The sequence below is a fragment of the Bizionia argentinensis JUB59 genome, assembly GCF_000224335.1.
In the GTDB taxonomy this organism is placed as follows: Bacteria; Bacteroidota; Bacteroidia; order Flavobacteriales; family Flavobacteriaceae; genus Algorimicrobium; species Algorimicrobium argentinense.
The window spans coordinates 50,597-75,686 of record NZ_AFXZ01000025.1; the positions used below are offsets into that span (position 1 = coordinate 50,597).

The 25,090-nt window shown below is 34.3% G+C and carries 25 protein-coding genes; 7 read left to right on the forward strand and 18 right to left on the reverse strand.

Features of this window, described 5'->3' with window-relative positions:
• The first annotated feature begins 8 nt into the window (after positions 1-8).
• The gene (rodA, locus tag BZARG_RS07840; RefSeq protein ID WP_008637033.1) at positions 9-1,286 is read left to right on the forward strand and encodes a rod shape-determining protein RodA; all 1,278 of its coding nucleotides are present in this window, start codon (positions 9-11) and stop codon (positions 1,284-1,286) included.
• Between the two features lie 335 nt (positions 1,287-1,621).
• Positions 1,622-2,413 carry a hypothetical protein gene (locus BZARG_RS07845; protein ID WP_008637119.1) on the forward strand — a complete coding sequence of 264 codons (792 nt, stop codon included), beginning with the start codon at positions 1,622-1,624 and terminating at the stop codon, positions 2,411-2,413.
• 126 nt (positions 2,414-2,539) lie between these two features.
• On the opposite strand, the gene gldC is transcribed toward BZARG_RS07845, so the two are convergent.
• Together gldC and gldB are read right to left on the reverse strand one after the other, a co-directional pair.
• Positions 2,540-2,875, reverse strand: a complete 336-nt coding sequence (gene gldC / locus BZARG_RS07850) for a gliding motility protein GldC (RefSeq protein WP_008637162.1) — start codon at positions 2,873-2,875, stop codon at positions 2,540-2,542.
• The gene (gene gldB / locus BZARG_RS07855) at positions 2,868-3,833 is read right to left on the reverse strand and encodes a gliding motility lipoprotein GldB (RefSeq protein WP_008637057.1); all 966 of its coding nucleotides are present in this window, start codon (positions 3,831-3,833) and stop codon (positions 2,868-2,870) included. The genes gldC and gldB overlap by 8 nt, the downstream gene beginning before the upstream one ends.
• Before the next feature lie 95 nt (positions 3,834-3,928).
• Between gldB and nadE the strand changes: the two genes are divergently transcribed.
• Complete coding sequence (nadE, locus tag BZARG_RS07860) at positions 3,929-4,717, forward strand: NAD(+) synthase (RefSeq protein WP_008637035.1); 789 nt, start codon at positions 3,929-3,931, stop codon at positions 4,715-4,717.
• 92 nt (positions 4,718-4,809) lie between these two features.
• Positions 4,810-5,436 carry a response regulator gene (locus tag BZARG_RS07865; protein WP_008637038.1) on the forward strand — a complete coding sequence of 209 codons (627 nt, stop codon included), beginning with the start codon at positions 4,810-4,812 and terminating at the stop codon, positions 5,434-5,436.
• On the opposite strand, the gene dnaG is transcribed toward BZARG_RS07865, so the two are convergent.
• Positions 5,437-7,398: a DNA primase gene (gene dnaG / locus BZARG_RS07870; protein ID WP_008637118.1), complete on the reverse strand. Its 1,962-nt coding sequence runs from the start codon at positions 7,396-7,398 to the stop codon at positions 5,437-5,439.
• 404 nt (positions 7,399-7,802) lie between these two features.
• On the opposite strand from dnaG, the gene BZARG_RS15775 reads away from it, so the two are divergent.
• A complete protein-coding gene (locus tag BZARG_RS15775) occupies positions 7,803-7,964 on the forward strand; it encodes a hypothetical protein (protein WP_008637161.1) in 162 nt (53 codons plus the stop codon).
• A gap of 70 nt (positions 7,965-8,034) precedes the next feature.
• Positions 8,035-9,867: a Xaa-Pro dipeptidyl-peptidase gene (locus BZARG_RS07875; RefSeq protein ID WP_008637092.1), complete on the forward strand. Its 1,833-nt coding sequence runs from the start codon at positions 8,035-8,037 to the stop codon at positions 9,865-9,867.
• A gap of 212 nt (positions 9,868-10,079) precedes the next feature.
• Here the strand turns inward: BZARG_RS07875 and BZARG_RS07880 are convergent, their stop codons facing one another.
• From BZARG_RS07880 to BZARG_RS07945, 14 genes are all read right to left on the reverse strand, one after another.
• Positions 10,080-11,159, reverse strand: coding sequence for a hypothetical protein (locus tag BZARG_RS07880; RefSeq protein ID WP_008637067.1), 1,080 nt, complete (start codon positions 11,157-11,159; stop codon positions 10,080-10,082).
• Between the two features lie 28 nt (positions 11,160-11,187).
• On the reverse strand, positions 11,188-11,955 hold the full coding sequence (locus tag BZARG_RS07885; RefSeq protein WP_008637174.1) for a hypothetical protein: 768 nt from the start codon (positions 11,953-11,955) through the stop codon (positions 11,188-11,190).
• The gene (locus tag BZARG_RS07890) at positions 11,942-12,514 is read right to left on the reverse strand and encodes an RNA polymerase sigma factor (RefSeq protein ID WP_192807234.1); all 573 of its coding nucleotides are present in this window, start codon (positions 12,512-12,514) and stop codon (positions 11,942-11,944) included. Before BZARG_RS07890 ends, BZARG_RS07885 begins: the two co-directional genes overlap by 14 nt.
• Before the next feature lie 64 nt (positions 12,515-12,578).
• On the reverse strand, positions 12,579-13,556 hold the full coding sequence (locus tag BZARG_RS07895; RefSeq protein ID WP_008637021.1) for a polyprenyl synthetase family protein: 978 nt from the start codon (positions 13,554-13,556) through the stop codon (positions 12,579-12,581).
• 130 nt (positions 13,557-13,686) lie between these two features.
• Positions 13,687-14,724: a 23S rRNA (adenine(2503)-C(2))-methyltransferase RlmN gene (gene rlmN, locus BZARG_RS07900; protein WP_008637188.1), complete on the reverse strand. Its 1,038-nt coding sequence runs from the start codon at positions 14,722-14,724 to the stop codon at positions 13,687-13,689.
• Between the two features lie 70 nt (positions 14,725-14,794).
• Complete coding sequence (gene queA / locus BZARG_RS07905; protein ID WP_008637086.1) at positions 14,795-15,844, reverse strand: tRNA preQ1(34) S-adenosylmethionine ribosyltransferase-isomerase QueA; 1,050 nt, start codon at positions 15,842-15,844, stop codon at positions 14,795-14,797.
• Between the two features lie 101 nt (positions 15,845-15,945).
• Positions 15,946-17,175, reverse strand: coding sequence for a 3-phosphoshikimate 1-carboxyvinyltransferase (locus BZARG_RS07910; protein ID WP_008637069.1), 1,230 nt, complete (start codon positions 17,173-17,175; stop codon positions 15,946-15,948).
• A 49-nt stretch (positions 17,176-17,224) separates the two neighbouring features.
• Positions 17,225-17,551 carry a nucleotide pyrophosphohydrolase gene (locus tag BZARG_RS07915; protein WP_008637115.1) on the reverse strand — a complete coding sequence of 109 codons (327 nt, stop codon included), beginning with the start codon at positions 17,549-17,551 and terminating at the stop codon, positions 17,225-17,227.
• The gene (dtd, locus tag BZARG_RS07920; RefSeq protein WP_008637159.1) at positions 17,551-18,003 is read right to left on the reverse strand and encodes a D-aminoacyl-tRNA deacylase; all 453 of its coding nucleotides are present in this window, start codon (positions 18,001-18,003) and stop codon (positions 17,551-17,553) included. The genes BZARG_RS07915 and dtd overlap by 1 nt, the downstream gene beginning before the upstream one ends.
• 52 nt (positions 18,004-18,055) lie before the next feature.
• Positions 18,056-19,006: a ribosome small subunit-dependent GTPase A gene (gene rsgA / locus BZARG_RS07925; RefSeq protein WP_008637052.1), complete on the reverse strand. Its 951-nt coding sequence runs from the start codon at positions 19,004-19,006 to the stop codon at positions 18,056-18,058.
• A 61-nt stretch (positions 19,007-19,067) separates the two neighbouring features.
• Positions 19,068-20,150, reverse strand: coding sequence for a bifunctional 3-deoxy-7-phosphoheptulonate synthase/chorismate mutase type II (locus BZARG_RS07930; RefSeq protein ID WP_008637108.1), 1,083 nt, complete (start codon positions 20,148-20,150; stop codon positions 19,068-19,070).
• Positions 20,151-20,240: 90 nt separating this feature from the next.
• Entirely contained in the window at positions 20,241-21,092 is an 852-nt protein-coding gene (locus tag BZARG_RS07935; protein WP_008637128.1) for a prephenate dehydrogenase, read from the reverse strand.
• A 52-nt stretch (positions 21,093-21,144) separates the two neighbouring features.
• Positions 21,145-22,290 carry a pyridoxal phosphate-dependent aminotransferase gene (locus tag BZARG_RS07940; RefSeq protein ID WP_008637080.1) on the reverse strand — a complete coding sequence of 382 codons (1,146 nt, stop codon included), beginning with the start codon at positions 22,288-22,290 and terminating at the stop codon, positions 21,145-21,147.
• Positions 22,290-23,114 (reverse strand): prephenate dehydratase, encoded by an 825-nt coding sequence (locus tag BZARG_RS07945; RefSeq protein ID WP_008637027.1) that lies wholly within the window; start codon positions 23,112-23,114, stop codon positions 22,290-22,292. Before BZARG_RS07945 ends, BZARG_RS07940 begins: the two co-directional genes overlap by 1 nt.
• A 324-nt stretch (positions 23,115-23,438) precedes the next feature.
• Here BZARG_RS07945 and gldA point away from each other — a divergent pair, with 324 nt between their 5' ends.
• Positions 23,439-24,353, forward strand: coding sequence for a gliding motility-associated ABC transporter ATP-binding subunit GldA (gene gldA / locus BZARG_RS07950; protein WP_008637179.1), 915 nt, complete (start codon positions 23,439-23,441; stop codon positions 24,351-24,353).
• Here gldA and BZARG_RS07955 read toward each other — a convergent pair.
• Positions 24,340-25,089, reverse strand: coding sequence for a head GIN domain-containing protein (locus tag BZARG_RS07955; protein ID WP_008637154.1), 750 nt, complete (start codon positions 25,087-25,089; stop codon positions 24,340-24,342). The genes gldA and BZARG_RS07955 overlap by 14 nt on opposite strands.
• Position 25,090 lies beyond the last annotated feature (1 nt).

Genomic DNA, 25,090 nt, shown 5'->3' on the forward strand with positions numbered 1-25,090 from the left:
TATTTTTTATGACCAGAGAAACTAATAGACATTTTAAGTTTGATTGGATTACCATAGTTTTATTCTTAATTCTAGTTGGTTTTGGATGGATGAATATTCTATCGGCTTCTCATATTGGTGATACTATAGATTATCTCGATTTCACACAACCATACGGAAAACAGCTACTTTTTATATCGCTTACCTTACTGCTTATTATTCTAATATTATCTTTAGAATCCAAATTTTACGTTAGGTTTTCTAGCGTCCTTTATATACTATCCATGGTCTCCATGGTTGGATTATTTTTATTTGGAAAAAACGTTAATGGCGCTACGGCCTGGTACGGCATTGGTGGCATGACCATACAACCCAGTGAGTTTGCTAAAGCAGCTACCGCATTAGCAATTGCTAAGCATTTAAGCGACTTACAGATCGATTTAAAAAACTTTAAAGATCAAATTAAAGCCTTTATAATTATCAGCATTCCCGCACTCTTAATCTTGCTCCAAAATGATACCGGAAGTGCTTTAGTTTATGCCGCCTTTATTTTTGTTTTTTATAGAGAAGGTTTACCTAAAGTATATTTAATACTAGGCTTTAGCTTAACGCTAATTACAATGAGTGCTTTAAAATTTGGAGATGTAACAACAGGAATTGTGGCAACCGTTATAATACTAACATATCACATCACCAGACGCAAAAAGCCACAGATTTTAAAAACGTTTTCTATTATTTTAGCCTGCCTTGTTTTAAGTTTTGCGGTGGAGTTTTTATATGAAAACATACTACAGATACATCAAAAAGATCGTATCAGTTTATGGTTAAGGCTAGAAAAAGATCCAGCTAAAATTCAAGAAATGCAGCGGGATATTCTATATAATTTATACGAATCCGAAAAGGCCATTAGCTCTGGTGGTTTAACTGGAAAAGGCTATTTACAAGGCACAAGAACAACAGGAAAGTTTGTTCCGGAACAACATACAGATTATATTTTCAGTACTGTTGGTGAAGAATGGGGCTTTGTTGGTACCGCCTTTGTTGTCATTATTTTTATACTACTATTATTACGGATTCTTCATTTATCCGAATTGCAAAAGTCGCAGTTTAGTCGCGTTTATGGCTACAGTGTTGCTGCCATTCTATTCTTCCACTTTTTGATTAATATTGGTATGGTTATGGGCCTGATTCCTACCATTGGAATACCACTTCCATTTTTTAGTTATGGAGGCTCCGGACTTTGGGGATTTACTATTTTACTATTTATTTTTATTAAATTAGATTCAAATAGAATTAATGAATGGTAAATAATCACCTTTATTCAATTACGAAAATTCATATTAAAACCTCCTGAATAATTAGAACGCAACATCTCTGCACTAACACTTACAGTTAAGAAACCTTTACTTTTTTTTAGGAAGACTTCTGATTCTCTAAAAAAACTAAATCATTAGAGACCCTTAAGCCATCATTAACAACCACTTAAAAAAAATAAAGCCTGTATTTATTTTATAATATAGGCTTCTTTTTAATTTATATCCCTATATTCATCGAACATCAGATAGTTTTAATAGCAAAAAATAAGTGAGTATTATCGCGTAATATTTACACTAATTTCTAACATCTTTAAAAGAATATTTTTATGAGAAAACTAGTATTCTTTGCTTTCTTCATTACGTATTGCACAATTTTAACAGCGCAAATCCAAGATAACTATTCGCCATTTGATGATGGAAAGTTATTACGAGATAAAATTCAAAACCCAATTGCTAACATGTTAAGCGTTCCAGTTTCTTATCATTTATATCTAGGTGATAGAAATACCAATATCATATATTTCGAGCCTATAATTCCAATTACTATATTTAAAAAATGGCAAGTTATAACTAAAACAGTTATTCCTCTAATGAATATACCAACACGGTCTGGTTACAAAAATGGTTTGGGTAATGTGAAGTTTATATCCACTATAACATCAGCAAAAAAAAAGGGATTTAGTTGGGGCTTCGGACCGGCAATTATGTTTCCTGCTGTAAAAGAAATATTAGGTAATAATAAGCTTTCTATTGGGCCGTCTATCATAGCTTTAAAGCAAACCAATGGTTTAACTTATGGCTTGGCTGTGCAAAATTACTTTTCCATAGTTGGATCGCACACTAAACCCGATGTAAATATTTTAGAAGCACAAATTATGGTTTCCCAAAACTTTTTAGACCATTGGTATGTTTACACTAATCCACATATTACAGTTAATTGGAATGCCATTAGCAATAAACAATGGAGCGTTCCTTTGGGAGTTGGGATTGGCAAACTAATTCCAAACCGATATTTACCAATTAATTTAAAAGCTGGTGTTTATAAATTTGTATCACATCCAACAAATGCAGATTGGTTAGTACAAGCACAAGCTACTTTTATTATAAATTCGAAATAAGACCTATTTGCATTGACAAGTTCAGAAAGCCTTAAAACCTAACTAGCTAGACAATTAGAATAATTAGAATAAAACAATCCGTGTTTACTATAAAAACAGATGGAAACGAACTTCTAGACTAAAAATTTATTCCTTTTTCAAATCTAGTTTTTCGGCAAAATAATCGCAGAAATCTTTCATTGTAGCTGTCATTTTTTCATCTTGAGTAGCACGTTTAAAAGTATCACTCATAGCTACTAAAGTTTGATGAAAAAAGACTTTCATTTCATCAACAGGCATATCTTTTGTCCACAAATCAATACGCAACGTCTCCTGATTTTTATGATCCCAGACGGATAGCAACATAGCCTTCGCTTCTTCATTATCGATTCCTCCATCTGGTGCAGTCCAGCTTAAGCTTTCAGGGACGCGATTTTCATCTAATTCAACATTAAGTTCTATAGTAGATTTTATTTTAGCCATTATCTTTTGGTTTATATTTACTAGTTTTAAAAATTTCTAACGGTTCCGTATTCAGCATCTTTTTTAAAGACACTGGGTTTTCGGACATATAGGATTTTACAATTTGCCATCCCATATATTGTCCAATTCTTCCAGGCGACTCATTATCCACCTGCTCTAAATAAAACTTGGAAAACGGTGCTGGATTAATAAATCTAGATGGTAATTTGGCGCTGGTATCATATAACAATTCTTGTCCTATAAAATGATTCCAAATAAACCATTCATTTGTTCGAGCCCATTTTAGCTGCTCTTCGGTATAACCAATTTTTTCGGCATCACTTACAAACGGAATCATTACATCTTTGAAGTAGAGCTGTTTTCCGTAATAAATCATTTCATCCAACAAGGATTTTCTATCGGATTGAAAGGTATATTTCTCGGAATAAGCAGTAGCTAAATCCACTACAATTTGATTACGCTCAAAATTAGCTGTTAAATATTTTTGAATCCCCTGATAAAAATCATGGTCCTTACCTAAATAAGTGTCAACAGATATGAGAACAATGGTATCGGTTACAATAACTTTATTTCGGTAATCAACATTTGAGGTTGATGTTATAACACGAGGCACTTTAAATTCGGGGAAATAATATTCTAAATGTTGAAAAAGACGCGTAATATCATCTTTTTCTTTACTGAAATCCTCAAAAATTCGGGTGCTTTCCCCTGTTAGTTGCTGCTGAAGTGAGTCTTGCATGCGCATTTCCCAAAATTCATCTGGATACTCATCTGGAAACATAAACGGGAAAGTTTCCATTAGTTTAGGTAAATCTGATGGTTTAGAATTGTGAAACGCTTTATCAAAACGTTCCACTTTAAAAGTGATATCTATGCTTTCAATTTCCTTTTCCACCTGACTTTGTTGTTGGCAAGAAAATAAAAAAGAAACGAGAAAAAGTGTCACTAAATATTTCATAAAAAAACTTATCTGTCGTTAATTTTTATTAGTTCAACGATTGCTATATTTTTGTTATACAAAGGTACATCACTTTGTTTAAAATATCCATTAAAATGCAAACAGATAAAATTGTCAATCATATTGTAACATGGCTTACTAATTATGCAAATAACGCTGGAGTTAACGGATTTGTTATTGGTATATCCGGTGGTATTGATTCCGCAGTTGCATCTCTACTGTGCGCAAAAACTGGTCTAAATATTTTGTGTATTGAAATGCCAATTCACCAACATGAAAGTCACGTATCTCGAGGTCAAGAACATATTAAGTTTTTGAAGAAAAACTTCTCTAATGTACGAGACATACAAACAGATTTAACACCTGTTTTTGAAGAATTTAAATCCCAAGTCTCATTGGAAGGCAATCAGGAAATTGTAAACATGGCGTTAGCGAACACGCGTGCGCGATTACGCATGACCACTTTATATTATTACGCGGGTTTAGAAAAGCTATTAGTAGCAGGAACGGGAAATAAAGTAGAAGATTTTGGGATCGGCTTTTACACCAAATATGGCGATGGTGGTGTGGATTTAAGTCCGCTAGCCGATTTAATGAAATCGGAAGTTTATGCGATCGGGAAATATCTAAACGTACCTGCATCTATATTGGATGCAGCACCGAGCGATGGTTTATTTGGCGACTCTCGTAGTGATGAAGATCAAATTGGCGCATCATATCCAGAATTAGAATGGGCTATGAATATGCTGGAATTAGGAAAGACAGCAAACGATTTTGAAGGTAGAGAAACAGATGTCCTGAATATATATAAACGCCTAAATAATGCTAACAAACACAAGATGAAGCCCATACCTATTTGTGAAATTCCTAATAATTTTAAATAATATAGAATTTTCTGTCAAATATTTTATATATTTACAATAACGTCCCAATTACAACCTTGCCTCAACAGTATTAATTTTAAAATTAAATCAATATGATAAAACTGTTGGTCGTTGACAACCATCCTATAGTTATAAAAGGACTAGAGTTATTGTTTGTTACATCCCCTCAAATTCAAGTTGTTGGTGGTGTAAATAATGGAGAAGCTATTTTTGATTTCTTAAAACAACATCCTGTAGATATTATTTTAACAGAAATAGACTTACCGAAACTAAATGGTATTACTGCCTTACGGCGCTTACGAAAAGAATTTCCGAAAGTTAAAACCATTATGTTCACTGCACAGCCCGAAGAAATTTATGCTATCAACACCATTAAATCTGGTGCTGAAGGCTACTTAATGAAAACTGCCAGTATTGCGACTATTAAGGAAGCTATTCTAAAGGTTAATGATGGCAATGTGTATTTAAGTGAAGCGATGGCAGAACAAATGTCTTCCAAAAACCGATCTTCGAGAACAGGGTCCTATTACAAAAAGCTATCCACCCGTGAAATTGAAGTTTTAAAACTTTTAGCTTCGGGTCGAAAAAATAAAGAAATAGCTCAAGAATTGGAGATTAATGAAAAAACTGTTAGTACCTATAAAGCACGCCTCATGAAAAAATTGAATGTTTCAAATATCGTGGATTTAATTAGTCGCGCTAAACTACTCGAGTTGTAACTATAAAACGCGATTAAGTTTTCTAGAAAGCAACATTTTTAGTCCGGAGTAATCCTTTACTTCTTCTAGAATATTACGATTTGTGTCTGCCATATTGCTCAACGTTCCCTGTTGAAACTCACGAACTTTTAAGTCAATTAGGTAGCACCGTAAACTTAAAATAGTTTCACTTACTAATTGTGCAATGGTAGAGTCTTTAGATTTTGGAAAAATATTTTGACGCTCCCAATCCGATAAAGAATGACGCTCATCCTCCATTAATATGGTTGTTATCTCACTAGCCATACTGGACTCTACCGTATTTACAATATTTTCGATTAGAAAATCAGGATTTTGATTAAGCGTTTCAATAATGGTGTAATACAAGTCCCTGAAAGTTTCATTGGTAAACTGCATTTCATCTTCCTGTAGATCTAAATATATTTTTTCAAATACCTTTGCTTGATGTTTAACAGGCTCTAAAACCAATTCATTGGTCTCATTTTCTTTCAAAATTAAATCTTCAAAATCTTCTGTTTTGTTACCATACAACAATAGAATTTGAATAATTTTTCGCTCTAATTCATACTGGACATCTACCTTTTTGTTAGATTGATCCTGGTTTTTAATAACATCAAAAGCTTTCCGATCTTGACTAACCTTTTTATGGGTTTCTTGAGTTTCTTTTTTAGTAATTTGAGCTAATGTGCTAAACAAAACCTCTTCACTTATATCCATAATTCGCGAACACTCCCGAATGTAAATCTCGGTTTTTATACGATCCGGAATTTTAGCAATACTATTAACAATATCACGAATGGTTTCCGCTTTCTTGATAGGATCATTTTTAGCATCTGCAACCAGAAGTGATGCTTTAAACTGAATAAAATCTTGCGCTTTATCTTCTAGATAAGTTGAAATTTCTTCTAATGTGTTTTTCTTGGCAAAACTATCCGGATCATCTCCTGCTGGAAACGTACAAACTTTAACGTTCATACCTTGCTCCAAGATTAAATCTATACCACGCAAAGAAGCACGTAACCCTGCAGCATCACTATCAAATAAAACAGTAATGTTTTTGGTAAGTCGGTTAATTAATCGAATTTGCTCTGGGCTTAAGGCTGTTCCAGAAGATGATACCACATTGGTAATACCACGTTGATGAAACTGAATTACATCCGTGTAACCCTCTACTAAATAACAATTATCTTCTTTTGCAATACTCTGCTTCGCTTGAAAAATTCCGTATAGCACTTTGCTTTTATGATAAATATCGCTTTCTGGCGAGTTTAAGTATTTAGCTGCTTTTTTATCAATACCCAAAATACGACCACCGAAGCCCAACACACGCCCACTCATACTCTGAATAGGAAACATAACGCGTCCTTTAAATCGGTCGAATCGTTTATCTTCTTTTACAATGGTTAATCCTGTTTTTTCTAAAAAATCAAGTTGATAACCTTTTTTCAATGCTTCATCCGTAAATGCTTGCCATTCATCCAACGAATAGCCTAAATCGAATTTTTTTATCGTTTCTTCAGTAAAACCACGTTCTTTAAAATAACTTAAGCCTATAGCTTTTCCAGGATCTGTTTTATGCATCACATTCTGGAAGTACTTACTAGCATATTCGCTTACCAAATATAAACTTTCGCGTGTATCAGCCTGCTCTTTCTCTTCGTTAGACTGTTCGGTTTCTTCAATTTCAATATTATATTTTCTGGCCAAATACTTTATAGCCTCTGGGTAGGTAAAATGTTCGTGTTCCATTAAAAAAGCCACAGCATTCCCTCCTTTTCCACTTGAAAAATCTTTCCAAATTTGTTTTACTGGCGACACCATAAAACTCGGCGAACGTTCATCGCTAAAAGGACTTAATCCTTTATAATTACTTCCTGATTTTTTTAACTGAACAAAGTCGCCAATAACTTCCTCAACACGGGAAGTTTCAAATACTTGATCTATAGTGGATTTTGATATCAAAAAAAACAGGGTTTTTGGGTTAGTATACAAACGTAGTGCAAATATAGGTTTAAAGCTGAAATATGTTAAATCCTTCTAAAAGAATAATCACGTAATTCCTATTTTAAATATCTTAAATCTCATGAAAGTTGACACTATTCCTAATATAAAGATTTTACTTTTTTGATAATCCGTAAAACATCATGACGCTATAAATTATCTTATTATTAGATAATTATTTCATTGCAATAACAAATGTTTGATTCTATTCTTCGTAAATCCGCGAAATCTGTGGGATAATTCTCCCCAGCGCTTATAATTATTTCTAGCTGATTAAGCAGATGCTCGCAGATTATTTAGCCAGCATGACAAAAACAGGTATACAATTACTTTTATTGGTATTTCGATTTTAACTACCAACTTTAGTGAAAAATCATGTAATTCATATTCTCGAAAATATTCATGTCTATTATGGACATATTGGGGCTATTGATATTGTTTTATTTCGCGGTGCCTATGTAATAAAAGGCATGATTGATGATGATATCGTCTACAAGGATGTTTTTAGAAAAGCCAAAGTCGAATAAATTTTTGGTATTGACTTTGAAACCATTAAATTCGTTACTCTATATTTTAATAATTTAAGCACATTACACAATGACACAACAAATAAAATGGTCCGCATATAGCTTACTCTTTCTTTTGAGTATTTCTATAGTAAGCGCACAAGAAAAAGCCGTTCCCGTTTTTGAAAATGGCGAAGCGCAAATAGTTGAAGCCTTTAATGATGCTGAAGATTGGATTCGCCATGATTTATGGGTTGAAACCACTTTTGACACCGATGGCGATGGTAATTTAGATAGAATGCATGTAGCTGTTACCCGCCCAAAACAAACGGATACTGAAGGATTAAAATTACCTGTTGTATACGAATCTAGTCCTTATTTCGCCGGTGTTGCTGGTGATGCCGAAGGTCTTTTTTGGGATGTCAATCACGAACTCGGTGAAGTTGAAAAACCAAGAACCCATGTAGAAGTAATCCGTAGAGGTGAACGCCCAATTATTTCTAATTCGCAAATCAGTACTTGGGTACCGCGTGGTTATATAGTTGTACATTCCTCTTCTCCAGGAACAGGTTTATCTCAAGGTGCCCCGACTGTTGGCGGTGAAAATGAATCGCTAGCACCAAAAGCCGTTATCGATTGGCTAAATGGTCGTGCTAAAGGGTTTACAACACCAGATGGTGATAAAACTGTTAACGCATTTTGGAGTACAGGAAAAGTGGGGATGACAGGAACATCTTACAACGGAACTATTCCATTAGCTGCAGCAACAACCGGTGTTGAAGGCTTGGAAGCTATTATTCCAATAGCACCAAATACATCCTATTATCACTACTACCGTTCTAATGGTTTAGTACGCTCACCAGGTGGCTATTTAGGCGAAGATATTGATGTGTTATATGATTTTATTCATAGTGGAGACGAGGCCAAAAGACCTTTTAACAATAAAACCGTTCGCGATACGGAAATGAAAAATGGCATGGACCGCTTAACTGGTGACTATAACGATTTTTGGGCTGGACGTGATTATTTAAATCAAATGGAGCCAATGAAAGCTGCTCTTTTAATGTCGCATGGATTTAACGATTGGAATGTAATGCCAGAACATAGTTACCGAATTTATGAAGCAGCTAAAGAAAAAGGCTTGCCAGTTCAAATTTATTATCACCAATTTGGTCATGGTGGACCACCACCAATGTCTATGATGAATCGCTGGTTTACACATTATTTACACGGCGTGGATAACGGTGTAGAAAATGATGCAAAAGCGTGGATTGTTCGTGAAAATGACGACCGACAAAAGCCAACAGCTTACGCTGATTATCCTAATCCAAAAGCACAAAACGTTACTCTTAATATAGGAAAAGGCGGAAAAAGTGCGGGAAGTTTAAAGGCTATAAAAACAAAAAAACAAGGAAAAGAAACGTTAGTGGATGATGCAAGGATTGCTGGTAAAGATTTAGCGCAAGCAGCAAATTCAAATAACCGCTTGTTATATACATCGCCAATATTAACGGAAGATTTACATATTTCTGGTACACCAAAAGTATCAATCACTTTAGCTAGCAGCAAACCTGCAGCTAACCTATCTGTTTGGTTGGTGTCCTTGCCATGGAATACTGAAAAAGGCGCAAAAATAACTGATAATATTATTACTCGTGGTTGGGCAGATCCTCAAAACCATAAATCTATTCGTGAAAGCGCTCCTTTAAAACCTGGTGAATTTTATACGGTAAATTTCAATTTACAACCGGACGATCAGATTATTCCTAAAGGTCAACAAATAGGTTTAATGATTTTCTCTAGTGATAGTGAATTTACAATTCTACCAAAACCAGGAACAGAATTAACGATTGATTTAGATAAAACAATAATACAATTACCCATTGTTGGTGGTGAAAAAGCCTTGATAAAAGCGACCAATTAAACATAGATAAAGTAATATATAATGTCAGTTTCAGCGCACATGAAAATTATAAAGTTTTGATATTTAAAACATATCGACTACCCTCAACCTGACATTATTCTCTGAAGATAACTTTTTAGAGTCCCTCGAGTTTAACAACAAATAAAATCATTAAAAAAAGGCTTCAAATAATTTGAAGCCTTTTTTATTACTAATTCAAATTACACTTACAATTAATCCATATCAAAACGCAATCCTAACGAAATGTTGTTTCGATCTATAGCTTGATTTTTAAACATGGTAGATAAATCATATTTAGCATAAACCCCCACATTACCCCAAGAAATATAACTACTTAAGCCATAGACAAAATTATTAGTATTATAATCCTTAAACTTATCTTTCTGACTATTACCATTTTCAGTATACTTCAATTTCTGTAGTGATTGCAAAACTACACCACCATATCCACCAACCCCAATCTTAAATTTTCTATATGTAGAATATCTAAAGTAATTATCACCTTCTATTTTTTTAGATGGACCAAACTCAAAATGAATAGGGATTACTAAATTAGTTGTTCTGAATTTCGATTTTTTCAAATTCAGCGGATACGCTTCTAAACTCACTACATCGTTTTCTTCGGCAAAATATAAATTATCTTTAATATTTAATTTATTCCACTGCAAAGAAACCCCATATTTAAAACGCACGGCATTAGTGTTTTCAAAAACCCGTGTTTTCCATGCCCATCCTAATTCTACAAATCCAGAACCGCCCAATTTGTAAGGTGAATCGTTTAAAGATTCGCCTTGTGTAATCGCATTGTTAAAACCAATAGCAAACACGAAATCACTCGAAGTTCGCCTGTCATAAATAACAGGTTTTTTTCTGTCTTCTGGACCAATATATATCGAGCCAGAATCATATTTATCGGAATCCTTACCTTTTCCAATGCTTATAAAAATTTTATTCCCGGATGTCTGTAAATCCTTATTTAGCGTTTCATTTCGTTCTAATAAGGCAATCTTATTATCAATAATTGCCAATCGATTTTCAATATTTAAAGCATGTTTTTTAGCCACAATTGTTTTCAATTCAGAAGCTTCCTTTTGTGTGACTTCCTTATTATCTAAACGAACATTAATGGCTTCTACCCCTTTTTTTAACTCACTTTTCTCTTCCGTCTGAACATCTATTTTGCGTTCCTGAAGATCAGAAATTTGCTCGCTATTGTTCACGTCCTGTGCATAATTAAACTGAACGATAAAGGCCAACATAAAGCCTACTAGGTATTTGGTAATGTTTTGCATAACTGTTTGATTTTTGATTGATGAAATATTAATTATTACGATCGGCAACTGCCGTTTTTACTATAGTAAAGTTTGTTTTTAATGTTTCGAAAACTTTATCACGAAAAGATTTGTCTAAATCTAATTCTACATCTTGCAATAAACTATTTGCATGTGCAATATGATTATTTGCTTCTGAAGATTTTTCTATAGAAACATTATGTTTAGCTTGTTTTAATAAAGCATCCACTTCAGCATTCAACGATGCTTCAACAATAGCTTTTTCAATATTATTTTTCAAAAGTGTTTGTTCAGAGACACCAGTAATAAAAGAATTTGTTTCCATATAACTATCTTGAGCTTCTGTATTCACCTTGTTTGCATCTACCAAAGCCAATCGTATTTCTGATCCTTTTTTAGGATTCGTTATCGCCTTTTTATTTGGCGCATTATTAATTTTATTTTCAATTGAGTTTTCCTTCACTTTTTCAGTCGTCGCAACTATAGCTTCGGAATTTTTAGACATTTTCGAATTCTTTTCATTAGTCATTATCTTTTCCGAAGGAGCAGAAGGAGTATTTACAATAGCAGGTGTTGTGGGATTTTGGATACTTTCAAATGGATTAAACGTATTCATTAAAAATAGCACACCAATAACACTCGCCGCAATTCCTATAAATAAAATGTACTTATTGGTGGATTTTTTATCTTGTGAATCCAACCTACTAGACAACTGATTCCATGCTTCCGAAGAAGGTTGAATCTGACGTTCTTCCAAGACTTTCTTTATGTTATTTTCAAATTTATTCGCTTCCATAATGTGTTTTATTTAAAACGTGTAGTTTTTGTTGAAGCATTTTTCTAGCTTTAAACAACTGCGATTTCGAAGTACCTTCGGTTATATTAAGCATCTCTGCAATTTCCTGATGTTTGTAACCTTCAATAGCATACATAACGAACACCATTTTATAACCTTCCGGTAGCGCATCAATTAGTTGTTGTATTTCATCTACTTCTATATTGCTATAAGTTTCGTTATAACCTTCTTGATGCGCCACAGTTTCCATAGGAAACTCAATATTTTTAGATTGTCGCAAATATGAAATAGCTTCCCTAACCATAATTTTCCGTAACCAACCTTCAAAACTACCCGTATCCTGAAATTGTTTCAAATGTGTGAAAGCTTTTAAGAATCCGTTGAGCATAACCTCTTCGGCTTTTTGGAAATCTCTTACATAATACCGACAAACACTTAACATTTTAGGCGCATGCGTATCAAAGAGCACGCGTTGTGCTTCCCGATTGTTTTTAGCTGCCTTATTAATAAGGTTTATATTATTTTTGTGTAGTTGGATAACCTTCAAAATTGCTTTCATTAGAGCTTCTATTTATAAAGACGCAAATTGTTTAAGAAAGGTTGCCTGAAGTTTAAAAGAAATATTATTTTTTTCGCTGGATGACATAATTCACCATAAGTTCTAGTGAATCGCGGAAATCAGATTTTGGATACGTATTTAGAATTTCTAAAGCTTCTGCTTGAAAGGTTTTCATTTTGGTTATGGCATAATCTAATCCACCTTGTTCCTTAACAAAATTAATAACCTCACGGACACGCTTTTTATCCTTATTATGATTTTTAATAGAATTAATTAACCAGCGTTTATCCTTTTTATTGGCATGGTTTAAAACATAAATTAAAGGCAAGGTCATTTTTTGCTCTTTAATATCTATTCCTGTGGGTTTGCCTATTTTTTCGGTTCCATAGTCGAACAAGTCATCTTTAATTTGAAAAGCCATCCCAATCAGCTCACCAAACTTCCGCATGCGTTCCACATGGTCTGATCCTGGTTTTACTGATGCAGCACCTAAACTGCAACAAGCCGCAATAAGCGTCGCCGTTTTCTGACGGATAATTTCATAATAAATCGCTTCGGTAATATCGAGCTTTCGTGCTTTTTCTATTTGAAGTAATTCGCCTTCACTCATTTCGCGAACGGCAATGGAAATGATTTTTAATAAATCGAAATCATTATTATCAATTGATAATAACAAGCCTTTAGATAATAAATAATCACCGATAAGAACGGCGATTTTATTTTTCCACAAAGCATTTATGGAGAAAAAACCACGACGCCTGTTACTGTCGTCAACGACATCGTCATGCACTAATGTTGCTGTATGAATGAGTTCTATTACAGAAGCTCCACGATAAGTACGTTCGCTGACTTCGCCATTAGACACCATTTTAGCGACTAAAAACACGAACATAGGTCGCATTTGCTTCCCTTTCCGGTTAACTAAATAATGGGTAATACGATTAAGAAGTGCCACTTTTGAAGACATGGCCAATTGAAACTTTTGTTCAAAAAGTTCCATTTCATAATCTATGGGTTGTTTTATTTGTTCTACTATTTTCAAAAGTAAATCTCGCTATTTCAGAAAAGCTAAATTACTAAAAATGTGCGTGAAAAACTATTTTGATTGTCGGTAGATTAGACGTTATAAATAACTTATAAACACCTAATTTCAGGGAGATATTTACTACGCTTTAAGATTTATTCGCCAATTGACCACAAGCAGCATCAATATCTTTCCCTCGAGAACGTCTTACCGTTACTGTAATATTGTTCTTTTCAAGCATATTTACATACATGTCTATCGCTTCATCATGAGCTTGCTGAAACATACCATCGTCTATTGGGTTGTATTCAATTAAGTTCACTTTACTTGGTGCAAACTTGCAAAATTCTATTAAAGCTTCTACATCTTTTTTCTTATCATTGATACCTTTCCAAACAATATACTCATAAGTGATTCTATTTTTTGTTTTGGCATACCAATACTCTAAAGCTTCCCGTAAATCTTTTAACGGAAACGTGGCATTAAATGGCATAATTGAAGTTCGAATCTCATCAATAGCAGAATGTAGGGAAACGGCTAATTTAAACTTCACCTCTTCGTCTGCCATTTTTTTAATCATTTTAGGCACACCAGATGTAGAAACTACGATACGTTTAGGCGACATCCCCAAACCTTCTGGCGAGGTAATTTTATCAATCGCTTTTAGTACATTATTGTAATTCATAAGGGGCTCACCCATTCCCATAAATACAATGTTACTTAAAGGTCTGTTATGATATAAGCGACTTTCATTATCAATAGCCACTACCTGATCATAAATTTCATCAGGATTTAAATTACGCATGCGCTTTAAACGCGATGTTGCGCAAAAAGAGCAATCTAAACTACAGCCAACTTGACTAGATACACAAGCCGTTGTACGCGATTTTGTTGGAATTAAAACCGATTCCACAATTAATCCATCATGTAGTTTTACCGCATTTTTAATCGTACCATCACTACTTTTTTGCATATCGTCCACTTTTATATGGTTGATAACAAAATTATCTTCAAGCATGGTTCGTGTCTCTTTGGATAAGTTTGTCATATCGGCAAATGTATGCGCCGATTTACTCCAAAGCCACTCGTAAACCTGATTACCGCGAAAAGCTTTATCACCTTCTTTTTCAAAAAAATCGCGTAATTGGTCTTTAGTTAATGCTCGTATGTCTTTTTTATCACTCATATAAATATCTGTAAACGTAAAAAAATAAAACAAAAAAGCCTTGAATAAACAAGGCTTTTAAATATGTTTATTATATAATTAACATGGCATCACCATAGCTATAAAACTTATACTTTTCTTTAACAGCCTCGTCGTAAGCTTTCTTAATAAATTCATGACCAGCAAAAGCTGAAGCCATCATTAAAAGCGTTGATTTTGGTGTGTGAAAATTGGTAATCATACAGTTAGCAATACTAAAATCGTATGGAGGGAAAATAAATTTATTGGACCAGCCATCAAATTCATTTAATGTTCCGCTAGACGAAACAGCACTTTCCACAGAACGCATAGCCGTTGTACCTACCGCACAGATACGTCTTTTATTTTTAATAGCATTATTAATAATATCTGTTGTCGGTTTTTTAATAATGATCTCCTCACTATCCATCTTATGCTTCGATAAATCTTCCACCTCAACAGGATTAAACGTCCCTAAACCTACATGTAAAGTTACATCAGCGAATTTAACACCTTTAATTTCTAGACGCTTTAATAAATGTTTAGAGAAGTGTAAACCAGCAGTTGGCGCAGCAACAGCTCCTTCATTTTTAGCAAAAATAGTTTGGTAACGCTCTTGATCTTCCGGCTCTACTTCGCGTTTGATATATTTAGGAAGTGGTGTTTCTCCAAGCTCTGTTAATTTCACTCTAAAATCTCTATACGATCCATCATATAAAAAACGTAATGTTCTACCTCTAGATGTTGTGTTATCTATAACTTCAGCAACTAAAGATTCGCCTTCACCGAAATACAATTTATTCCCAATTCTAATTTTTCTAGCTGGATCTACCAATACATCCCAAAGACGTTGTTCTTCATTTAACTCACGCAATAAAAACACCTCAATACGTGCACCCGTTTTTTCCTTATTACCATATAAGCGAGCAGGAAAAACTTTAGTGTCGTTTAAAATCATGACATCATCCTCATCAAAATAATCGATAATGTCCTTAAACATTTTATGCTCGATTGTTTGCTCTTTTCTGTTTAATACCATTAAACGTGACTCATCCCTGTTTTCAGAAGGATATTCCGCTAATAACTCTTCGGGTAACTCGAAGTGAAAATGCGATAATTTCATTTTTTTGATAGCTGTATAGGTTTTAAGGGTTAATAAATACTAAATGCAAGGTTGCAAATATACGACCTGAAAGTAGGCGTTGTCAAGTATTTAGCCATTTATTATTCAAATTGGTTGATTCCGATGCTTTTTAGATCATTCCAAAATGTTGGATAAGATTTGGAAACGACTTCCCAATCGTTGATAACGATATCTGTTTTTAGAGATAACGGCGCAAAAGCCATAGCCATCCTATGATCGTTGTAGGTATCAATAGAAATATCTTTTTTTATAATTGATGTTGCTTTCAATTCTAAACTTTCTGAAGAGATACTAACATGTGCTCCTAATTTTTCTAATTCGGTTTTTAAAGCCACCAATCTGTCTGTTTCTTTAATTTTAAGCGTATGCAAACCAGACAAATGGCACGAAACGTCCAAAGCAAAACACGTAACCGCAATAGTTTGTGCAATATCTGGTGCGTTAACCAAATTCAATTTTACACGATAAGATGAATCAATATCTACTATTTTTTTTAGTGAAATGCTATTTTCATGGAAGCTCGTTGAAACCCCAAATATTTTATAAATTTCTGCTAATACGGAATCGCCCTGTAAACTATTCTCCTTATAAAATGTCAGTTTCACTTCTGTTCCAATAGCGCTTAAAGCTATTAAACTGTAAAAATAGGAAGCAGAAGACCAATCGCTTTCAACGGTTAATTCCGTTTCTTTTAATTCTTCAAAAGGTTTAATTTGAATAACGTTATTTTCGAAAACCGTTTCCACACCAATTTGGTTTAGTAATTGAAGTGTCATTTTTATGTATGGAATAGAAGTGATTTCGCCTTCTAAAGTCAAATTTAGTCCATTTTCTAATTTTGAACCAATAAGTAATAATGCTGAAATATATTGACTACTAACACCTGCTTCAATTTTAACCTGACTGCTAGTTAATACCCGACCTTTAATCTGCAAAGGTGGGAATCCATCATTTTCTAAATAGCTGATATTGGCGCCTAATTGATTTAATGCATCCACCAAAATTTTAATAGGACGTTCCTTCATCCGTTGCGAACCCGTAATAGAAACTGTTCGGTTTTCCTGCACGGCGAAATAGGCCGTTAAGAATCGCATGGCCGTTCCCGCATGATGCACATCTATAGAGTCTGAATTTGTTGACAAGGCTTTTTCCATAAAAACCGTATCATCCGAATTGGAAAGATTGTGAATCTTAATTTCCGGATATAAAGCCTGTAACAATAACAATCTATTAGATTCGCTTTTTGAACCGGTAATTTTTATAACCGTTTCCTGTTTTTGAAAGATTGATTTTTCGAGTTTGAGGTTCATAATTTCAGTAAATGTGTTTATCTCGAATATATGAGCATTGAAATAAGTACTATTTCAACTTTGGATTATTTTGATGACGATCATGGTCACGCTTGGTTTTAATATCCAATTTTTTATCAAAAGCTGCTTGTAAATCAATTCCTGTTTGGTTTGCTAAACATAAAACTACAAAAACAACGTCTGCTAATTCTTCACCTAAATCTTTATTTTTATCGCTTTCTTTTTCGCTTTGTTCGCCATAACGTCTTGCTATAATTCGAGCGACTTCGCCAACTTCTTCCGTTAACTGCGCCATATTAGTCAGCTCGTTAAAATATCGGACACCGTGTTCTTTTATCCATTCATCAACGGCTACTTGTGCGTTTTCAATATTCATTAGTCTTTATTTTTAGTGTCAATAATTATAGTAACAGGGCCGTCGTTAATTAGTGCGACTTCCATATCAGCACCGAATTCACCTGTTTGAATTGGCTTTCCTAAATCGGATTCCAGCTGCTTGATAAAACTCTGGTAAAGCGGAATAGCCACATCGGGTTTTGCTGCTTTTATATAACTCGGTCTATTCCCTTTTTTAGTATTTGCGTGCAAAGTAAACTGACTCACCACAATAATGTCTCCATGATTATCGGATATAGAATTATTCATAACGCCTTCGGCATCTGGAAAAATACGCATATTCACCATTTTATTGGAAAGCCAAGAAATATCATCTGTTGCATCATCACTAACAATACCTAATAAAACCAATAAACCTGATTTTATAGCCGCTACTTTTTTTCCATTAATAGTCACGCTTGCTTGCGAAACACGCTGAATAACTGCTTTCATATTAACTAGATTTTAATTTTGGAGTAATTCGACTTTTACAAGGAGTTGAAAATTATTTCATCCATTCTTCGGTACGATAATGATCTTCATCACCTTCTAAAATTTGCAAATAACTTCGGTAGCGCGAAATAGCAATTTCATCCGCATCCAGTGCTGTTTTTACGGCACATTCAGGCTCTTCCACGTGGATGCAATTATTAAATTTGCAATGCTCTTTTAGTGCGAAAAACTCTGGGAAATAATCACCAATTTCTTCTTTTTCCATATCTACCACACCAAAACCTTTAATTCCTGGCGTGTCGATAATCTTGGCATCAAAGCTCAAATCAAACATTTCAGCAAAGGTTGTAGTATGTTGCCCTTGCATGTGCTGTTCCGAAATAGCTTTAGTTTTCAAATCCAGTGTCGGTTCAATAGCATTTACTAACGTCGATTTCCCTACGCCAGAATGCCCAGCAAACATGCTAACCTTCCCTGTCATTATTGCTTTAACCTTATCGATGTTTTTTCCAGTTGTTGCGGAAATCCCGATACATTCATAACCGATTTTTCGATAAATATGAGCTAGATATCGCACTTCGTTTAAAGTGTCGTCATCATAGGTATCTACTTTATTAAAAAGTAAAATGGTTTTAATTGAATAAGCTTCGGCAGTGACCAAAAACCGATCAATAAAACTCGTAAATGTCGGCGGATTATCAATGGTGATTAATAAAAAAACCTGATCAATATTAGCCGCAATAACATGTGTTTGTTTGGATAAATTAACAGATTTCCGAACAATATAATTTTTACGATCGTGGATGTTTTTAATAACACCCACTGGCTTTTCGTTATTATCATGATCCAGATCAAAATCCACCCGATCGCCAACGGCAATGGGATTGGTGCTCCTTATACCTTTCATCCGAAATTTACCTTTAATACGGCATGGATAAACAGCACCTAAATCCGTTTTCACGGTGTACCAACTTCCTGTAGATTTATATACTATTCCTGTCATTATTACAAAGATGCGATATTAATTTATACCGATGAATTAATCGATAAGAAAACACGGCTAATTACGAATTGATTATTTTATCCTGATGGTTTATCGACTCTTGATGCACGGCTTTGAATACACGAAGAATAAACTCCTCACTTAAATTCTTTTCTTCACCTTGTAAAATCATTTTACCTAAAATTTCATTCCAACGTTTGGTTTGTAAAACCGCCACGTTATGAGATTTTTTAAGTAATCCGATATCGTCTGCTATTTTCATACGCTTTCCTAACATATCAATTAACTGATGATCAATTACGTCAATTTGCGTTCGTAAAGTGTTGATTTTGTTTTTAAATTCCGTGGCCTCACCTGTTTCTTTCCTGATTTTTAAATCGTCCATAAACTTTATAAGCGTGCTCGGTGTAATTTGCTGTGCTGCATCACTCCAAGCATTATCAGGATCATAATGGGTTTCAATCATCAAACCATCATAGTTTAAATCCAGGGCCGTTTGGCATAAATCAAAAATAATATCGCGGCGCCCGGCAATATGCGATGGATCGAGAATTAATGGTAAATCTGGAAAACGATTTTGCAAGTCGATTGGTAATTGCCATTCCGGATTATTTCTATAACGTGTTTTCTCATAAGTAGAAAACCCGCGATGAATTACACCTAGATTTTTAATATCGGCGGTATAGAGACGTTCCACAGCACCTAACCATAAAGCTAAATCGGGATTTACAGGGTTTTTTACTAAAACAGTTTTACCTGTACCTTTCAGCGCATCTGCGATTTCTTGAACAATAAACGGACTTACGGTAGTTCTAGCGCCAATCCATAACACATCTACATCGTGTTTCAATGCTAATTCTACGTGGTTCGCGTTGGCAACTTCAGTGGCAATTAACATACCTGTTTCTTCTTTTGCTTTCTGCAACCACTTTAAGCCTAATGCACCAACACCTTCAAAATTTCCCGGTCGTGTTCGTGGCTTCCAAATACCCGCTCTTAAAACGGTAGCATCTGTATCTTTTAACTCATGAGCAATTCTTAAAACTTGCTCTTCTGTTTCAGCACTGCAAGGCCCCGCAATAACTAAAGGGTGGTCTAATCCAAAGTTATTTAACCAATTTCCTAATTCTTTTTTGTTTTCCATAATTATTATAATTTCAAAACTCAAATTCTAAAATCCGTTTTTATAGGTTTACTATGTTGGAATTTAGAATATCAGTTTTGGTTCTTAAATTTAATGTATTCCGTTTAATATTTCCTTAATGTGATTGGTATTACTCATTTCTTTATGAATAGCCTCAAAATTATCCGCTTCCATATAGTTTTTAAACCGGTTTAAATTCTGAATATACTCTTCCAAAGTCTCCAACACATTGACTTTATTTTGCTTAAAAATGGGTGTCCACATATCGGGCGAACTTTTCGCTAATCGTACGGTTGATGCAAATCCACTGCCTGCCATATCAAAGATATCGCGTTCATTACATTCTTTATCAATAACCGTTTTTCCGAGCATAAAAGAACTGATATGTGATAAATGCGACACATAGGCAATATGCTTATCGTGGTCTTTCGGATTCATATAACGAATACGCATGCCCATAACTTGAAAAATGGCTAATGCGCGTTCTTGCAATTTAAAAGCAGTTTTTTCTACTTCACAAATAATATTTGTTTTCCCTCTAAATAACCCTTCCACAGCAGCTTTTGGCCCCGAAAACTCGGTTCCTGCAATGGGATGCGTCGCTAAAAAATTTCGACGTTTATTATGTTTTTCAACTGCTTTACAAATAGCAACTTTTGTTGACCCTGATTCCATAACCAAGGTATCGTCATGGATTAAGTCTAGAACCTCTGGCAATATGGTTACTGCTGCATCTACTGGAACGGCTAAAATAACGGCATCAGCATTTTTTAAATCGCCAAATTCAGCTTTAGCATCAATAATTTGAAGCACCAATGCTTCATCCAAATGTTCGGGATTGGAATCAATACCGTAAATTGTGATCTCTGGATTTAAATGCCTGATATCTTTAGCAATACTTCCACCAATTAATCCAACACCTATGATATATATATTTTTCATTTATAAATTAACTTTTTAAACCTTTCCTTTATTTAGGAGGTTTATTTAGAATCTATTGCACTCTGGCAATCGCTTCTTCAATAATTTCTGTTGTTGCACATAGAGAAAATCGCACATAACCTTCCCCATTAGATCCAAATATGGTTCCTGGCGCTATAAAAATGTTATTTTCCTTTAATAATAAATCAATGAATTCTTCAGATTTCACGAAAGGCGGTAATTTTGCCCAGACAAACATGCCACTTGTATTTTTATCATACGTGCAATTCAATGCATCGGCTAATTCCCAAATACGTTTTCTCCGCTCTTCATAAGTTTGATTCAAGCTTTCATACCATAATTTAGAGCAGCTCATAGCTTGGATAGCTGCTTTCTGAATCCCGAATAACATCCCTGAATCCATATTGCTTTTCACTTTTAAAATAGCATTAATATACTCTGATTTCCCAAGTACCATGCCCACACGCCAACCAGACATATTAAAAGTTTTGCTTAAAGAATTTAGTTCCAAGCAAACGTCTTTTGCGCCCGGAATTTGTAACATACTTTTAGGATCTCTATTTAAAACGAAACTGTATGGATTATCATTTATTATTAGAATATTATAACGTTTTGCAAAAGCAATTAGTTTTGTGAAAAACGCATCATTTCCATTGGTACCTGTAGGCATATGCGGATAATTAACCCACATAATTTTCACTTTCGATAAATCTTGCTCCTCTAAAGCTTCAAAATCTATTAACCAATTTGACGCTTCTGTTAAATCGTAAAAAATAGGCTCTGCTCCCACTAATTTGGTAACAGAGGTATAAGTTGGATATCCCGGATTAGGGATTAATGCTTGATCGCCTGGATTTAAAAACGCCATGGAAATATGCATAATACCTTCTTTACTCCCCGTCAATGGTAGCACTTCTGTGGAAGGGCTCATAAAAACGCCATATTGATCCCTATAAAAAGCCACGATAGCTTCACGAAACTCTGGCAAACCCTGATAACTCTGATATTGATTGGATTTCGGGTGTGCAAAGCTTTCGGTTAAAGCTTCTATAACTTTTTGTGGCGGATTTAAGTCCGGACTTCCAATGCCTAAATTAATAATAGGCTTGCCGTTTGACATAAGTAAAGCCACTTCCCGTAATTTTTTCGAAAAGTAGTATTCCTCAACTGTCTGTAAACGATTAGCTAACTCAATCATTATTTCGTGTGTTTGTATTGGCCTAAAATTTTAAAATCTTCGGCCATAATTTCTAATATAGAGCGTGCTTTTTTAAAGTTACTATAGTTATCAAAAGTCACATCAACAAAAAAAGCATACTTCCACGGGGTCTCTATTTTTGGAAGCGATTGTATTTTGGTTAAATTCAGCTGGCAATCACTCATTACATTTAAAATCGCTGCTAAACTGCCGCGCTTATGATCTAATTCAAACTTCAGAGAAGCTTTATCAATTTTAGCCTCGGTAAAATCAGGTTTTTCACGTTGAACAATTACAAAACGTGTTTCATTATGCTTGATGGTTTGAATGCTGTTAGCCAGAATTTCTAGCTCAAACAAATCGGCAGCTAATTGACTCGCAATTGCTGCAACGCCTTTTAATTGCCCATTTTGAATGCGCTGTGCCACTTCCGCTGTATCCTTATCTTCAATGAGTTTGATATGTGGATGTTTTTTAAAAAAAGCTTTACACTGTAACAATGCCATAGGATGGGAATATACCTCCTGAATATCCTGAATCCCTTGTCCAGGCATGGCCATTAAGTGATGTTGAATGTCTAAATAACGTTCGCCAATAATGTATAAATCATTGTTGTCAATTAGAGCATAATTCGGAATAATGGAACCTGCTATTGAGTTTTCAAGCGCTATAACCACGGCATCAACGTGCTTATTTAAGAGTTGACTTACAACAGAATCAAATGATAAACATTCGATTAGCGCAACAGCATTTCCAAAATACTGCTGTGCCGCAATATGATGAAATGACCCTTTTATTCCTTGTATAGCTATAGCATTATCCATGTTTCCTTCTTCTTTTGTCGTTTTAATTACGTTTCAAACCAAACTATTACAAACAAAAAAAGTCCCGATTTTCATCGAGACTTTATATATATAGTTTAATTTTATCTATCAAAAATTACACATACCAGGTCTCGTCTCTTTGCTATAAAAGAAATAATACCAGCTATAATATGTGCTATTTGTATTTGTGTTCATAATTTGAAAGGCTAAAGTAGTTAATAATTTGAAAAAACAAAATAAATTACAATTATTTTAAGAATATAAGTTTTCCTTATACCTTCGGCTCACTATTATATGTTATTTTTGAAAAAACGAATTTGCTTTATGTCTATTGAAGTTAAAAACATCACCAAATTATACGGCTCTCAAAAAGCGTTAAACAACATTTCTTTTAAGGTAAATAAACCTGAAATAGTTGGTTTTCTTGGTCCAAATGGCGCCGGAAAATCTACAATGATGAAAATATTAACCACTTATATTGACGCTTCTGAAGGTGAAGCTAAGGTAAATGGTTTTAGTGTAAGTACCGATAAACAAAACGTGCAGCAGAGCGTTGGGTATTTACCAGAACACAATCCGTTATACCTGGATCAATATGTTAGAGAGTATTTAAATTTTAATGCATCGATATATAATGTAGATTCCAAACGGATTGCTGAAGTTATTGTACTAACCGGATTAGCACCCGAAGCGCATAAAAAGATAGGTCAGCTATCTAAAGGTTATAGACAGCGTGTTGGTTTAGCAAACGCCTTACTTCATAATCCAGATGTATTGATTTTAGATGAGCCAACAACAGGATTAGATCCGAATCAGTTAGTAGATATTCGTAATTTAATAAAAAGTATAGGTAAGGAAAAAACGGTGTTTTTATCCACACATATTATGCAGGAAGTTGAAGCCATGTGCGACCGTGTTATTATTATTAATAAAGGTGAAATCGTTGCTAATAAAACTTTGCAAGAATTACGTAATGATAAAGAACAGGTGGTAATTGTAGAGTTTGATTACCGTGTTGAAACAGTTTTTCTTGAAAAATTACCACATGTAAAAGGAGTAAAAAATATACATGATTTCATTTATGAAATCACTTTTGTCACTTCCGAAGATATGCGATCGCATGTATTTGATTTTGCTCATGATAATGAATTGAAGATTCTTCAGCTAAATCAGAAAAACGCCAGTCTAGAAAGTTTATTTCATGAATTAACAGCCGAAACTAAAACTATTCAAGAATAAGATAACCGCGATAGTGTTGTCCTACCTCAACGATTGGCGGTGTGTTAACAGATATAAGATTACCTATTCCGTACAAATCACCTTTGAGTTCTAATTGCGGATTAACAATCATATCGTTATTCCCGCGATGGTAAACGGTTACTTTTTGCACACTAAAATCGCGACCTTCAAACCGACCAATTCCCGAATAAAATCCAATAGTGGCATTTACAGCAGATCCAGAAATATAGAAAGATGATAAGTTATTGGATGTCAACGAAAAATTGGTCACATTAATATCCATTCTAAAATCACCAATCGTGAGCGCTTCAGTTGTATTAAAATTTTCAGAAATAAGTCTTAAAGTTGGATAATTTAAAACACCATCAGACGACACATCAAACTGGGTAGAGCTTCTAATTTCTGTAATATTAGGCGCTGAAACATAAATTTTAGTCGTACCATAATCTCGCACCAAATTACAGGTATTATTATCGGTTAATTGCAATTGATTACCAACCACGATAGCCTGAACATCATTCATCAAATTTTTTCCTGTTTCAATAATCACGGAATAATTGGGAGCTTCTTTAACAATCAATTCCACGTCGCGATTAACCAGAATAGTTTCAAAATTAGGCACGGAAACTTCCTGTTGAATTGTTTTTCCAGCATTTTGAAAACAATCGTTAGCATCTTCATTACTGCAAGATAAAACAGTAATAAATACAAGAAGATATGTTAGTTTTTTCATCATA